This is a genomic window from Roseovarius sp. PS-C2 (genome assembly GCF_018862045.1).
Lineage (GTDB): Bacteria > Pseudomonadota > Alphaproteobacteria > Rhodobacterales > Rhodobacteraceae > Roseovarius.
In genome coordinates this window covers 261064-275015 of sequence record NZ_JAHKSQ010000006.1, presented here as the reverse complement: position 1 = coordinate 275015, position 13952 = coordinate 261064, and the positions used below count along the sequence as shown (strand labels likewise).

The following is a 13952-nucleotide window of genomic DNA, read 5'->3' as shown; positions in this document are numbered from 1 at the left end:
TGCCCGCGCCGTGAAGGTCAATTGAAACACGACGTGAAACAGGGGCTAAAACGGCAATTTTCCACTTTCCGTGGCCGGATTGCGCGGCATTGCAGCATCCCCTATTGCAATATCGGCCCTGCTCGGGGCAATCTGGCGCGAACCTGAGGAATTCCTGACGGGGCGGCCCGCAACCGGCCCCGCAATAACAGTGGACAGACGTAATGGAAAAGATTCCGATGACCCGCATGGGCCACGCGGCGCTTGAGGCAGAGCTGAAACACCTCAAATCCGAGGAACGCCCGGCCATCATCCGCGCCATTTCCGAGGCCCGCGAACATGGGGATTTGTCCGAAAACGCCGAATATCATTCGGCCAAGGAAAAACAGTCGTTCATCGAGGGGCGCATCAAGGAGCTGGAAGGCGTGATCAGCCTGGCCGATGTCATTGACCCCGCCAAAATGAAAGGCCCGATCAAGTTCGGCGCGACCGTTACGCTGGTTGACGAGGATACCGACGAAGAGAAGACCTACCAGATCGTCGGCGAGTATGAGGCCGATATCGAAAACGGGCTGCTGAACATAAAATCGCCCATCGCCCGCGCCCTGATCGGCAAGGAAGAGGGCGACAGCGTCGAGGTGCGTACTCCCGGTGGCGAACGGTCCTACGAAGTGCTAAAGGTCGACTATATCTGACAGGTCAGCACACATGCCCGAGCGCAAGGATTCGCCCCCGACACCCCTGGGGATTTATGACCGCCCCGGCAACGAGCGGATCACCGTAATCGAATTGACCGCCCTGATCCTGTCCGCCTTGTGGCTTTTGGGCGCGGCAGTGTTCTTTGTGGTTCTCGACCCGACCAGCAGCGGCGCCGATGCCGGCGGCGCGCTGCGGTTCATCATGGTGATGCTGGCGGTGTTCCTGCCCGTCGGCATGATCTGGGTGGCGGCGACGGCAGCACGATCTTCGCGCGTGATGCGCGAAGAAAGCCAACGCCTGCAGACCGCCATCGATGCGATGCGCCAGACATATGTTGCACAGGCCCAGAGCCGATCCGGTACCGATGAGCCCTCGGTCACGCGCAAGCTGGATGAAATCGCGGCCGCCCAGAGAAAGGCGGAAACCGCGCTGGCGATGTTCACCTCGACGCGCGACGCCATCCCGCCGCAACTGCCGGTGCGGGTCGAACCGGTGCAGGCCGATGACAGCGACGATCAGGTGGTCTTGCCGCTTGGCACCCCGGCCGAGGACCTGAACCCGCCGCTGGAACGGGCGGATTTCGTGCGGGCCATGAATTTCCCCGAAACCGCCGACGACCGGGAAGGGTTTGCCGCGCTGCGCAAGGCGCTGAAGGACCGCAACAGCGCGCAGTTGATTCAGGCGGCGCAGGACGTTCTGACGCTGCTGTCGCATGACGGCATCTACATGGACGACCTGCGCCCCGACATGGCCCGCCCGGAACTGTGGCGCCGCTTTGCCGCGGGAGAACGCGGGCGGGCGATTGCCGCGCTTGGCGGGGTGCGGGACCGGTCGTCGCTGGCGTTGTCGGCGGCGCGGATGAAGCGGGACCCGATCTTTCGGGATGCAGCGCATCACTTCCTGCGATTGTTCGACCGGATGTTCGCGCAGTTCGCGGAGTCCGCCAGCGATGCGGAAATCTCGGAACTGTCCGACACCCGCACCGCCCGCGCCTTCATGCTTCTGGGCCGGGTGGCGGGCACTTTCGATTAACGAAATCCATTTATTTTCAATCACTTGACTTCAATCATTGCCCTGACCATCTTTCCCGGCCATGATGCCGACCTGAGGAGAATGTGACATGCGCAAGTTTCTGGTGGTGTTGGACGATAGCCGCGAATGTCTGAATGCGATGCGCTTTGCGGCGATGCGGGCGGCGCATACGCAGGCGGGGGTCGAGATTCTGGCGGTGATCCCGCCCGAGGAGTTCAATCACTGGATCGGTGTGGGCGACATCATGCGCGAAGAGGCGCGGGAGCGGATCGAGGCGCATTTCGAGGTGTTCGCGAAATGGATGCGCGACAAGCAGGGTGTTGATCCCGAACTGGTCATTCGCGAGGGCGAGGCCGTGTCCGAAATCATCGCGCAGGTGCAGGACGACCCGGCAATCGGCGTTCTGGTGCTGGGCGCGGGGACCGGGAAGAAGGGACCGGGACCGCTGGTGACACAGCTTTCGCGCAGCTCGGGGAGCCTGCCGATTCCGATCACCATCGTGCCCGGCGACCTGAGTAAGGAACGGCTGGAAGCCATCACCTGACCCGCCCCGCCGCGTTTCGTACGTTTTGTACGATGTGTACGCGGGTTTTGTACGAAAATCGGGCCATTTCCGGAAAGTTGCATCCATGATGGACGCATCGCCGCGCGGCGCGCGCCCGGTTTTCCCGCTGTTAACCCGCTGCGGGCAGGCTGACCGTCGTCATGCCAAAGGAGCGCCGATGTTCATCCGGATCAACAGCCGCAAACTGCGCGAAAACTGGGGTGCCTATCTGGATCACGTCATGGCGACCGGCGACCGCGTGATGATCACCCGCCACGGGCGCGAACAGGTGGCGCTGATCCCGGCAGGGGATTTGCACCGGCTGGAGGAGGTGGAACCCGAGACATCGGGCGAGGCCGATGGATGACCCTGATCACGAAACAGAAACCGGAGGCCGCCGCGCAATGCCATGCGGAGCGGGAGAGGCGGCGATTGGGGAGGTATCGAACCCATGCTTCGGTTCGCAACGATGATCGAGGGCCTGAATGGGGTCGAAGGGCTGTTTGAAGCCGGCCTTGCAGGCCCGACGATGGGGGAGGTGGTGTTTGGGTGGCGGGGTTAGAGGGCGGATGTGTGGAGTGAGGCCAAAGCGACCGAATGCTGCAGGGCGTATGAATGTCGGGTATCTCTGCATTTCCAATCTGGCGTCAGGTTTCTGGCGTGAGTCTCTTGAGCCAGTCTCGCAGCATCGTTTTGAACAGAGCAGGACGTTCCCAACTCAACGAATGCCCCGCAGTATCGAGTAGTCCGTAGGTGGCTCGCGGATAGGACTCAATCATCGCCATCGTGTCGGCATAGCCGGAAATCGAGTCCTGCCGGCCCGAAAGAACCAACGAAGGCTTGTCGAACCGCGATGCCAACATTTCGTCGTGATATGAAAGCAAGAACTTGTCTGTCACTCGCGCTTCCAGATTGACGTCGTGGAGGGCGGCGGCAGGCACCTTCGTTTGTCGGATTTTCTCGATGATTTCGGGCGTCTGGATCACCAATTTTTCCGCTCGACCTGTCACTGAAGACGGCTGACCGTTGAGCAAATCCGGTCGCGCAACGATAGGGCGGGCTTCGGGCTTTGGGGTCTGCGGGTCTGTTGGGAATCCCCCAGGAACAATCAGACAGAGGCCTGCGATCAGTTCCGGATCGCAATAAGCAAGGCCCTGCGCGATGTAGCTGCCACGCGATTCACCGATCACCGCGACGCGGTCGGAAATAGAACGCGCGAAATCAAGCACCCGACTTGCAACATCATCTTGTGACTGCACATCATTGAATCCGCTTGACTGCCCACATCCCGGCAAGTCCAAATAGACTCTGCGCCACCCATCCAAACCCTCAAAGCACGGTTCGACCGCATCAACCATGTGACGGTGGTCCAGCTTGCCTCCATGAAGGACAAGCAACGGAAAACCGGAGCCGAATTCAACATAATTCCAGTTAGCCATCGCAAATCTCCTGTCGATTCAAAGCTAGACTCTGGACAATTTGATGTCACGTCGCGAATCTTGGAGGCGAAATGGCTGCGAGGTCAGTTCGCTCATGGCGTCCGAATTGTCTGTCCAAGACTAACTGGTCGGTCAAAAAGCAGACCTTGGCGCAGCCGCAGCGAAGCTCGCTCCGTCCCGCACAACTGCCATCGGCACCATGTTCGGCCGTTGTCTGGATTGAACCCGCAGAGGTCTTTCCACTTGCGCGAAACAGCGCCGAAGGCGCCGCGCATCGCCGGGCCGCCTGCACGGGCTGGCGATTGGGTGAGGATGGTGCGCCGCTTTGATCTCTTTCGGATTTGGCAGGCATAAACCGCAAAGAATGGCCGTTTGATCGCCATCCCGCGGCCCGACGATGCGCGGCTTGCCTGACGACCACATCCTACCCCAGCAGGTACAGCCCGCCATAGAGCGTGGATGCGCCCAGGAAGATCGCCAGCAGCATGTTGCGCGTCACGATGCCCGCGATGATCGTGACCAGCGCCGCCGCCATGCGCGGCGCATCCGGCACGCCGCCCGTCGCCTCGGGCCAGACCACCAGCGGGGCCACCAGCCCCGGCAGAACCGCCACCGCCGTATAGCGCAGGTGCCGCAGAATCCACGGCGGCAGGGGTCGGTCTCCGATCAGCCCGAGAAAGGCAAAGCGCAGCGTGAAACTGCCCAGCCCAAGCAGGATCATCAGCAGCCACAATTCTCCCTTGTCGATCATGACCCGCTCCTTTCTGCCCGGCGGCTGTCGATCAGTTCCACCTGCGCCCCGGCCATCATGCCCAACAGCCCCGCCACCAGCAGGCCAAGGTTATAGGGCAGAAAGGCAAAGATCAGCGCCGTCGCCACCGAAACGAATCCCGCCGCGACATGGGCGCGGGTCCGCATCATCGGCCCGATCAGCGCGAGGAACATGATCGGAATTGCGAAATCCAGCGCGAAACTTTCCGGGATCGCCTGCCCCACCACCGCACCGACACCGGTGAACAGATACCACGGCGGACAGACCGGCGCGGCGACGCCGAAGAAATAAATCAGCCGCTGCTTCACCGTCCATTCGCGCCGCGCGTCGAATTTCAGGATCGAGCAGGCATAGGTCTGATCGACGATGAAATAGGCCGCCCAAGCGCGCTGTGCCAATGTTGCCTTGCCGAGGTAAGGCACCAGCGACGCCGAATACATCGCCATCCGCAGGTTCACCGCCAGCGCCGAAATCAGCACGATCAGCGTCGGCGCATCGTTGCGCATCAGCTCGATCGCCGTGAACTGCGCCGCGCCCGCGATCACCAGAAACGAAAACGCCACCGCCTCGACGACGTTCAGGCCCGCTTCGGCGGCGACGACCCCGAACAGGGTTGAAAACGGGACCATCACCAGAATGAACGGCGCACTGTCCCGAACACCCTGAAAGAAGATGGATTTCGAACTTTCCGTCGGCACGGCATCGTCCTAGATTGGTTGCAATGCCAACGGCCTAGACCGAACCCGCAGGAGATGCAATTGGCCACCACCGACGATCTGTCCGGCTACATCATCGCGCCCGATCCGAACGCCCCGCGCCTGACCCGCGCCGTCGATGGCGTCGATCACGAGGGCCGCCCCGCGCATATTTCCGTGGTCGAGGAACGCCCGCTGACCATTTTCCTCAACGGGCAGGAAATCGTCACCGCCATGACCATCGGCGATTACCCGGAATACCTGGCGCTCGGCTTCCTGCGCAATCAGGGCATGTTGCGCGCCGATGAAACCGTGCATCGCGTGGATTTCGACGAAGACCTCGAAACCGTCGTCGTGCGCACCGACGGGCAGACGACATACGAGGAAAAGCTCAGGAAAAAGACCCGCACCAGCGGCTGCGCCGTGGGCACGGTGTTCGGCGACATGATGGAGGGGCTGGAACAGGTCACGCTGCCCGATATGCAGGTGAAGACCTCGGACCTCTACGCGCTGGCTGCCACCATCAACCGCACGCCATCGCTCTATCTTCAGGCCGGGGCGATTCATGGCACCGTGCTGTGCGCGGGCAACCGCCCGCTGGTCTACATGGAGGACGTGGGCCGCCACAACGCCGTCGACAAGATCGCCGGATGGATGTTTTCCGAGGGCGTCGCGCCGGGTGACAAGCTACTTTACACCACCGGGCGGCTGACCTCGGAAATGGTGATCAAGACGGCGCTGATGGGCATTCCCGTTCTGGCCTCGCGCTCGGGGTTCACCGCATGGGGCGTCGAAATCGCGCGGCAGGTGGGGCTGACCCTGATCGGCCGGATGCGCGGCAAACGCTTTGTCTGCCTGTCCGGCGAAGAGCGCCTTTTGCGCGACATCGACCCGGCAAGTGTGCCAGACGAAGACAAGAAACACCGCCGCAAAGGCGCCCCGACATGAGCCGACCGCTTGGCGTGATCCTGGCCGGGGGGCAGGCCACCCGCATGGGCGGGGGCGACAAGGGGCTGTTGCCGCTTGGCGACGGCACGATCCTGTCCCATGTGATCGACCGGCTCGCGCCTCAGGTGGCGGGGCTTGCGCTCAACGCCAATGGCGACCCGGCGCGCTTCGACGGCCTGAACCTGCCCGTCCTGCCCGACAGCATCGCCGATTTCCCCGGCCCGCTGGCCGGTGTCCTCGCCGGGCTCGACTGGGCCGCCGCTCAGGGGGCCGAGACCATCGTCACCGTCGCCGCCGATACGCCGTTTTTCCCTTGTGACCTGGTCGCACGCCTGCTCGAGGTGGCGCAGGGCATGACCCACCCGCTGGTTCTGGCCGCCACCCCGCGCCCGGAAAACGAACGCACGAAATCGCTCAGCCGCTCGGGCCTGATCCGTCACCCCACCTTCGGCCTCTGGCCGGTGGCCCTGCGCGACGACCTGCGCGCCGCGCTGAACGACGGGCTGCGCAAGGTGGTGCTGTGGACCGACAAACACGATGGCCGCGAGGCCCTGTTCGAAGATCCCGGCGATCCTTTCTTCAACGTCAACACCCCCGAAGACCTGCAACAGGCGCGGGCCATGCGAAAGGACAGCGCATGAACGTCTACGGCGTCGTCGGCTGGAAGAACGCCGGCAAGACCGGGCTGATGGAACGCCTCGTGACCGAGATCACCGGGCGCGGGATCAGCGTATCCACCGTGAAACACGCCCATCACAGCTTTGACGTGGACCACCCCGGCAAGGACAGCCACCGCCACCGTATCGCCGGCGCGACCGAGGTATTGCTGGCCTCGCGCAACCGGTTCGCGCTGATGCATGAATTGCGCGACGAGGCCGAACCGGCGCTGAGCGCGCTGTTGCAGAAACTCGCCCCCGTCGATCTGGTGCTGATCGAAGGCTACAAGCGCGACAGCCATCCCAAGATCGAGGCCCACCGCGCCGTCACCGGCAACCCGCTGATCGCGCCCGGCGATGCCACCGTGCGCGCCGTGGCCAGCGACACACCGCTCGATCTGGACCGCCCCGTGTTCGACCTGAACGACACCGCGGCGATTGCCGATTTCATCCTGTCCGAGGTCGGGCTTTGACCCGGTTCGACCGCGTAGCCTTGCCCGCTTGCCCCGGCCCGCGCTGCGCGCCATGCTGGACATAACCGCACCCGAGGAGGGCTGGATCATGGGCCTTGGTCCCGAGGATACGCCGAACCGCGCCGCAGGCACTGACCGCCTGCAACCTCCGCCCCTGCGCGACGATTGTTTCGCCCTGCCCGCCGGGGTGGACTGGACCCCGGTGGACGACGCGCTGGCGCTCTTGCGCGACCGGCTGCACCCGGTGGTGGGCCGCGAGGTTCTGCCGCTCATGCAGGCGCAGGGCCGCGTTCTGGCCGAAAACGTGATCGCGCGCCGCTCAAATCCGCCGCAGCCCAACACGGCGGTCGATGGCTATGGCTTCGCTCATGGCACGCTGCCGCCGGGCGATCCGGTTCTGCCGCTGGTGCAGGGCCGCGCCGCCGCCGGGGTGCCCTTCGACGGGGCCGTGCCGCCCGCCCACGCCATCCGCGTGCTGACCGGCGCGGCGCTGCCCGATGGGGTCGATACCGTCATCCTTCAGGAAGACGTGACCGCGTCAGAAACCGAAATCGCCTTTCGCGCCGGCATCAGGCCCGGCGCCAACACCCGCAACGCGGGCGAAGACGTGGCGGAGGGCGACACGATCCTGAGCGCGGGCCGCACGCTGACGCCCGCCGATCTGGCGCTGGCCGCCGCCACCGGCCTGTCGGACCTGCCCGTGCATCACCGGCTGCGTGTCGCAGTGATCTCGACCGGCGATGAACTGGTCGAGCCGGGCAACCCCGCCGCACCGGGCCAGATCTTCGACGCCAACCGCCCGATGCTTCTGGCGCTGGCGCGGCAATTCGGGTTCGACACGCTCGACCTGGGCCGCATCCCCGACGATCGCGCGGCCCTGCGTGCGGCGTTCGATCGTGGCGCGCAACAGGCCGACCTTATGCTGACCTCCGGCGGCGCCTCCGCGGGCGACGAGGATCACGTCTCGGCCCTGCTGAACGAAACCGGCGCAATGGCCGAATGGCGCATCGCCGTCAAACCGGGCCGCCCGCTGGCCCTGGGGATGTGGGCCGGAACCCCGGTCTTCGGCCTGCCCGGCAACCCGGTGGCGGCGCTGGTCTGTACGCTGATCTTCGCCCGCCCCGCCATGGCCCGCCTTGCCGGGGCGGGCTGGCACCGCCCGCAGGGCTTCACCCTTCCCGCCGCCTTCACCAAGACCAAGAAACCGGGACGGCGCGAATACCTGCGCGCCCGCATCCGCGACGGCCGCGCCGAGGCGTTCAAATCCGAAGGCTCCGGGCGCATCAGCGGCCTCAGCTGGGCCGAAGGCCTGATCGAACTGCCCGACGGCCCGCTGGAGATCACCCCCGGCACCCCGGTCACCTTCCTGCCCTTCACCAGCTTTCTGTAAAAGGTCGGGCCCCTTCTTCTTGCCGGAAATATCCCGGGGGAGTCGCCGCGCAGCGCGCGACGGGGGCAGCGCCCCCGCATTGCTCAGACCCCGACGTAACGCTCCACGATCCCGTGATCCGCGCGCAGGGCGTCGGCCTCCATCACTTCGCCGTTGCGGCCATTCTCGATGAACGCCACCCGGTCGGCCACCGACAGCACCGCATCGACGCGCTGTTCCACCAGCAGCACCGCCACGCCCGCGTCGCGCATCTGCACGATCACCTGGCGGATCGCCTCGATCATCGAGGGCTGCAGGCCCTCGGTCGGCTCGTCCAGCAACAGCACCTTGGGCCGCAGGCACAGGGCGCGGGCGGTGGCCAGCATCTGTTGTTCGCCCCCCGACAGGGTCTGCGCGGGCTGCGTCATCCGTTCGCGCAGGCGCGGGAACAGCTCCAGCACCTCCTCCAGCGTGTCCCGCCCGGACCCGCGCGCACGCAACCCGATCTCAAGGTTCTGCGCCACGCTCAGCCCGGCAAACAGCCGCCGCCCCTGCGGCACGTATCCGATCCCGGCCTTCGGCACCTCATGGGCAGGCAGCCGGCCGATCTCCTGCCCGTCCAGCATCACGCGCCCCGCCATCAGCGGCAACAGCCCCATGATCGCCTTCATGCAGGTGGTCTTGCCCGCGCCGTTGCGGCCCAGCAAACAGACGATCTCGCCCGCCGCCACGTCCAGCGAAAAGCCCTGCAGCACCCGGCCCCCGCCATAGCCCGCGTCGATCCCCTCAAGCCTCAGCATCAGCCCGCCTCCGTGCCCAGATAGGCCGCCTGCACGGCGCGGTTTTCGTGAATCTCCTGCGGCGTGCCCTCGGCCAGAACCTCACCGAAATTCAGCACCGTCACCCGGTCGGCCACGTCCCAGACGACGCGCATGTTGTGCTCGATCAGCAAAACGGTGGTCTGGCCGCGCAAGCCCTCGATCAGCCCGGTAAAGCGTGTGATTTCCCCCTCGGACAAGCCTTGGGTCGGCTCGTCGAGGATCAGCAGGCGCGGGGCCTGCGCCAGCCCCATGGCGATTTCCAGCAGGCGCTGGTGCCCGTAGCTGAGGTTGCCCGCCTCTTCCCCGGCGCGCTCTTCCAGCCCCACCTGTTCCAGCGCCTCGCGCACGGCCCTGTCGACATCCCCGCCCGCCAGCCGCCGCCGCGCGGCCAGCGCCACGTTCTCGCGCACGCTCAGCCGTGCGAAAACCGAGGTGATCTGGAACGTATAGGCCATGCCCAGCCCGATCCGTTTATGCGCCGGCAGGGCGGTGATGTCGCGCCCGTCAAAAGCCACCGTGCCCGACGATGGCGCGATGCGCCCGCAGATCATGCCGACCAGCGTCGTCTTGCCCGCACCGTTGGGGCCGATCAATGCGCGCACCTCTCCCACCGTCAGGTCAAGGTCCACATCCGAGACCGCGACCAGCCCGTCGAAATGTTTCGACAGCCCGCGCGTGGACAACAGCGCGCTCATGGCAGCCCCCTCCAGACCCGGCGGCGCACCTCGCCCGCCAGCCCCTGCGGCGCGAACAGCGTCAAAGCCACCAGAACCACGCCTGCAATCAGCATATAGGCGGTGGTCACGCCGGAACTCAGGTCGATCAGGTAGAACATGAACAACGCGCCGATGAACGGGCCCAGCACCGTGCCCGCCCCGCCCAGCAACACCCAAAGCAGCGGGAAGATCGAATATTGCACGCTGGCGAAACTCGCCCCCGCATAGCCGAACAGCAGCCCATAGGCCGCCCCCGCCGCGGCCGAAATCGTTCCCGAGATCACCATCGCGCCCAGCTTGTGCACATAGGTGTCATAGCCGAGCATCTGCACGCGGTCCTCGTTTTCGCGGATCGCCACCAGAACCCGGCCAAAGGGCGCGCGCACCAGCCACAGGCTCAGGCTCAGGCAGATCGCGAACAGCCCGAAGGCGGCGAAATAGCGGTTCACCGGATCGCTCAGGTCGATCCCCCACAGAACCCGCTGCGCGGTCTGGATCACGAACCCCTCGTCGCCGCGCGTGTATTCCCCGAAATAGAGGATCGTCAGGTATCCGGCCTGCGCGAACATCAGCGTCACGATCATGAAGGCCACGCCGGTCGTGCGAAGCGCCAGCAGCGCCAGCGCACCCGATACCACCGCGCCCGCCACCACCCCGGCCAGCAGCGCCGGGGCCGGGGACAGCCCGCCATACTGGATGCCAAGCCCCATGCCATACATGCCAGCGGCAAAGAACAGGGCGTGCCCAAGGCTCAGCAGGCCGGTATAGCCGAACAGGATGTTGTAGCCGATGGCATAGCTGGCCAGCACCATGATCCGCGCCAGATTGCCGTGATGATAGGCGGGCAGGACAAACTGCGCCACGAACAGCACCGCCAGCAGCCCGCCATGCAGGGCAAGGATGCGCGCCGTCTGCCGGGTCATGGCGCGCGCGTCCCGAACAATCCGTTGGGCCGGAATACCAGCACCAGCCCGACCAGCAGCGTCGCGAGGATCTTCGCCAGCGTGGGCGAGAAGAACACCGAGATGATCCCGTCGCTCAGCCCGATCAGAATGGCGGCGACCACCGTGCCGGGCAACGATCCCAGCCCGCCGATGATCACGACGATGAACGACAGCAACAGCGGATCGGCCCCCATCAGGTAATGCGCCTGCTGGATCGGCACGATCAGCACGGCCGCCAGCGCCGCCAGCCCCGCGCCGATGCCGAAGACCAGCGCATAGACCTTTTCCACCGGGATGCCGAAGGCCAGCGCCATGTCGCGATCCGCCTGCGTGGCGCGCATCAACAGGCCGATGCGCGTGTGCGCCATCATCGCCCAGACCCCGCCCAGCACCGCCGCCGCCGCGCCGATCACCGCCAGCTTGTAGGTCGTGGTGGACAGCCCCCAGGGGTAATACATCTCCCAGCCGGTTTCGGTCCGCTCGATCCACGGCAGGGCGAGACGCTGGTTGAACGGGGCCTCGACGGGCCGGGCCTCGGGGCCATAGGTCATCAGGGTCAGTTGTTGCAGGATATAGAGCAGCCCGATGGTGGCGACGATGGTGCGCTCGGGGTCATAGTCCAGCCGCTTGAGGATCGTCATGTCGGCAGCGGCGGCAATCGCCCCCACCGCCAGCGGCGCGATCACCAGGGCGGCGGCAAAGCCCATCGCGGGATGCCCGCCGATACTGTTGGCCACCCACCACGCAATCACCGCGCCCAGCATGAAGAACTCGCCATGCGCGATGTTCACCACCCGCATCACGCCGAACACCAGCGACAGCCCGACAGCGGTCAGCGCCAGCACGGCGGCGGTGACCGCCCCTTCGAGGCTGGCGAGCAGGATATAAGGGCCCAGTTCCATATCGCGCCTAGGGATGCCCCGGTCCGCGCGTCAGGGCAAGGGCAAAGGCGGGTTGCGGACGGTTTGGCGCGGATCGTGCTGGAAAATCGCGCGGTTCGGAGGGGCCTTGCCTTTGCCCGGGCTCAAGGCGCGCCCTGCGCGCCGCCGGGCATCGCCCGACCGCCCTCCCGCGGTCGGGCAATGCCCGGCTCATAAGGTCGGCCTCTGCCTCCAGACAAACCCATGATGTTGCATACCCCGTCCCGGTCGGGTCAGCCGCCCTGCCGCAGCATGCGGAACGCCGCCGAGGCGCCCCAGCCCGCCGCAATCGCGATGGCCAGCGACATCAGCCCATAGGCCAGCGGCTGCTGGTGCGACAGGGTATAGAGCCAGCGTTCCAGCCCCACCTTGCGCACGTCGATCACGGTTTCGAACTGCGATATCACATTGCCGCCGCGCGTCAGGAAGATGCGCGTCTGGTATTCGCCCTCGGTCAGGTTCGCGGGCAGGCCGATCTCGGTCCGAAACAGGGTCTGTTCATCCAGCACGACCTCGCCTTCGAGCATCTGATAAGTGCCGTTGGCCTGCCGGATACGGATCAGCGCATCGGTAAAGGCCTGCGCATCCGCCACGTTGCCCGGTGCCCCGACCGAGCGGATCGCGCGCCCGATGCTCACCTTGTGGCGCAGGTCCTCGACATTCGACAGAACCTGCCGCATCGGCCCCGTCGTGGCCACCGCGTAGAAACTGGGGGCCGAGTCGATCCCCACCGCATCGGTATTGGCCCAGATGCCCAGAACCCGCTCCTTGCGGCGCACCACCAGCGGCTTGGACGGCCCGGCGATGGCGACGACCACGTCGAGCGGCTCTTCGGGGATGGGGGCCTCGCGCTTGATCGCTCCGAACACCAGAATTTCAGACCCCTCGAAGGTGGCGGTGATGCGCACCCGGTCGCTTGACAGGCCCAGAACCACCTCTTCGGCCCGCAGGGGCAGCGCGGCAAGACACAGGAAAAGGACCAGCCGCAGCATCTCAGCCGCCCCCGACTGCGGTGATGGAATACAGCTCGGACGGCTCGATCAGCAGATCAAGCGCCAGCTTGGAACACACGATCAGCACCATCAGCGCCAGCAGGACGCGCAACTGCTCGGCCTTCATGCGCATGCCGATCTGGGTGCCGAACTGCGCCCCGATCACGCCGCCCACCAACAGCATCACCGCCAGCGCGATATCGACGGTAAAGTTCGTCGTGGCATGCAGAAGCGTGGTAAAGCCGGTGACGAAAATGATCTGGAACAGCGAGGTGCCGACAACCACCTTGGTGGGCATGCCCAGCAGGTAGATCATCGCGGGCACCATGATGAACCCGCCGCCCACACCCATGATCGCGGCCAGAACCCCCACCGCGACCCCCACGATCAGCGGGGGGATCACGCTGATATACAGGCCGCTGGTGCGAAACCGCATCTTCATCGGCAGGCCATGCACCCAGTTGTGCTTCTTGCGCTTGGGCAGCGGGCCGCCCTTGCGGGCGCGGCGGATGGCGCGCAGGCTTTCGATCAGCATCATGGCGCCGATCACGCCAAGGAACACGACATAACACAGCGTCACCAGCAGATCGACCTGGCCCAGCGATTTCAGGTAGTTGAACACGAAAACGCCCGCGCCCGCGCCCAACAGGCCACCGACCAGAAGAACCGTTCCCATACGCAGATCGACCGTTTTCTTGCGCAAATGCGCCAGCAGCCCGGAAAAAGAGGCCGCCACGATCTGCGCCGCGCCAGTCGCCACGGCCACCGCCGGGGACACGCCGATAAAGAACAGCAGGGGGGTCATCAGGAACCCGCCGCCAACCCCGAACATGCCCGAAAGAACGCCCACCAGCCCCCCCAGCCCCAGCAAGAGGAAGGCATTGACCGAAACCTCGGCTATGGGCAGGTAGATTTGCATGGCTGTTCCTAGCCGCAGTTTCCGCCCGTTTGCA

General features: G+C 65.3%; 17 protein-coding genes. 8 read left to right on the top strand and 9 right to left on the bottom strand.

Features of this window, described 5'->3' with window-relative positions; all coding sequences use genetic code 11:
• Positions 1–203 precede the first annotated feature (203 nt).
• The 4 genes from greA (at position 204) to KPG71_RS13495 (ending at position 2621) form a co-directional block, all read left to right on the top strand.
• The gene (gene greA, locus KPG71_RS13510; protein WP_216338520.1) at positions 204–674 is read left to right on the top strand and encodes a transcription elongation factor GreA; all 471 of its coding nucleotides are present in this window, start codon (positions 204–206) and stop codon (positions 672–674) included.
• A 13-nt stretch (positions 675–687) separates the two neighbouring features.
• Positions 688–1710 (top strand): hypothetical protein, encoded by a 1023-nt coding sequence (locus KPG71_RS13505; protein ID WP_216338519.1) that lies wholly within the window; start codon positions 688–690, stop codon positions 1708–1710.
• A gap of 88 nt (positions 1711–1798) precedes the next feature.
• Entirely contained in the window at positions 1799–2254 is a 456-nt protein-coding gene (locus KPG71_RS13500; protein WP_073034150.1) for a universal stress protein, read from the top strand.
• Between the two features lie 85 nt (positions 2255–2339).
• Positions 2340–2621, top strand: a complete 282-nt coding sequence (locus KPG71_RS13495) for a type II toxin-antitoxin system Phd/YefM family antitoxin (RefSeq protein ID WP_216338518.1) — start codon at positions 2340–2342, stop codon at positions 2619–2621.
• Positions 2622–2901: 280 nt separating this feature from the next.
• On the opposite strand, the gene KPG71_RS13490 is transcribed toward KPG71_RS13495, so the two are convergent.
• The 3 genes from KPG71_RS13490 to KPG71_RS13480 form a co-directional block, all read right to left on the bottom strand.
• Complete coding sequence (locus KPG71_RS13490) at positions 2902–3693, bottom strand: alpha/beta fold hydrolase (protein ID WP_216338517.1); 792 nt, start codon at positions 3691–3693, stop codon at positions 2902–2904.
• Between the two features lie 424 nt (positions 3694–4117).
• The gene (locus KPG71_RS13485; protein ID WP_216338516.1) at positions 4118–4444 is read right to left on the bottom strand and encodes an AzlD domain-containing protein; all 327 of its coding nucleotides are present in this window, start codon (positions 4442–4444) and stop codon (positions 4118–4120) included.
• A complete protein-coding gene (locus KPG71_RS13480) occupies positions 4441–5163 on the bottom strand; it encodes an AzlC family ABC transporter permease (RefSeq protein ID WP_216338515.1) in 723 nt (240 codons plus the stop codon). Before KPG71_RS13480 ends, KPG71_RS13485 begins: the two co-directional genes overlap by 4 nt.
• A 54-nt stretch (positions 5164–5217) precedes the next feature.
• On the opposite strand from KPG71_RS13480, the gene fdhD reads away from it, so the two are divergent.
• Genes fdhD through glp form a run of 4 tightly spaced genes read left to right on the top strand, consistent with a single transcriptional unit; the run spans position 5218 to position 8627 of the window.
• The gene (gene fdhD, locus KPG71_RS13475) at positions 5218–6108 is read left to right on the top strand and encodes a formate dehydrogenase accessory sulfurtransferase FdhD (protein ID WP_216338514.1); all 891 of its coding nucleotides are present in this window, start codon (positions 5218–5220) and stop codon (positions 6106–6108) included.
• Positions 6105–6749 carry a molybdenum cofactor guanylyltransferase MobA gene (gene mobA, locus KPG71_RS13470; protein ID WP_216338513.1) on the top strand — a complete coding sequence of 215 codons (645 nt, stop codon included), beginning with the start codon at positions 6105–6107 and terminating at the stop codon, positions 6747–6749. The genes fdhD and mobA overlap by 4 nt, the downstream gene beginning before the upstream one ends.
• Positions 6746–7237: a molybdopterin-guanine dinucleotide biosynthesis protein B gene (gene mobB / locus KPG71_RS13465; RefSeq protein WP_216338512.1), complete on the top strand. Its 492-nt coding sequence runs from the start codon at positions 6746–6748 to the stop codon at positions 7235–7237. The genes mobA and mobB overlap by 4 nt, the downstream gene beginning before the upstream one ends.
• Before the next feature lie 52 nt (positions 7238–7289).
• Positions 7290–8627: a gephyrin-like molybdotransferase Glp gene (glp, locus tag KPG71_RS13460; RefSeq protein WP_367397352.1), complete on the top strand. Its 1338-nt coding sequence runs from the start codon at positions 7290–7292 to the stop codon at positions 8625–8627.
• Positions 8628–8710: 83 nt separating this feature from the next.
• Here the strand turns inward: glp and KPG71_RS13455 are convergent, their stop codons facing one another.
• From KPG71_RS13455 to KPG71_RS13430, 6 genes are all read right to left on the bottom strand, one after another.
• Positions 8711–9406 carry an ABC transporter ATP-binding protein gene (locus KPG71_RS13455; protein WP_216338511.1) on the bottom strand — a complete coding sequence of 232 codons (696 nt, stop codon included), beginning with the start codon at positions 9404–9406 and terminating at the stop codon, positions 8711–8713.
• Complete coding sequence (locus KPG71_RS13450; RefSeq protein ID WP_216338510.1) at positions 9406–10122, bottom strand: ABC transporter ATP-binding protein; 717 nt, start codon at positions 10120–10122, stop codon at positions 9406–9408. The genes KPG71_RS13455 and KPG71_RS13450 overlap by 1 nt, the downstream gene beginning before the upstream one ends.
• Positions 10119–11066 (bottom strand): branched-chain amino acid ABC transporter permease, encoded by a 948-nt coding sequence (locus KPG71_RS13445; RefSeq protein ID WP_216338509.1) that lies wholly within the window; start codon positions 11064–11066, stop codon positions 10119–10121. Before KPG71_RS13445 ends, KPG71_RS13450 begins: the two co-directional genes overlap by 4 nt.
• Complete coding sequence (locus KPG71_RS13440) at positions 11063–11989, bottom strand: branched-chain amino acid ABC transporter permease (RefSeq protein ID WP_216338508.1); 927 nt, start codon at positions 11987–11989, stop codon at positions 11063–11065. Before KPG71_RS13440 ends, KPG71_RS13445 begins: the two co-directional genes overlap by 4 nt.
• A gap of 251 nt (positions 11990–12240) precedes the next feature.
• On the bottom strand, positions 12241–12999 hold the full coding sequence (locus KPG71_RS13435; RefSeq protein ID WP_216338507.1) for a TIGR02186 family protein: 759 nt from the start codon (positions 12997–12999) through the stop codon (positions 12241–12243).
• Position 13000: 1 nt separating this feature from the next.
• A complete protein-coding gene (locus KPG71_RS13430; protein ID WP_216338506.1) occupies positions 13001–13918 on the bottom strand; it encodes a sulfite exporter TauE/SafE family protein in 918 nt (305 codons plus the stop codon).
• Positions 13919–13952: the final 34 nt, after the last annotated feature.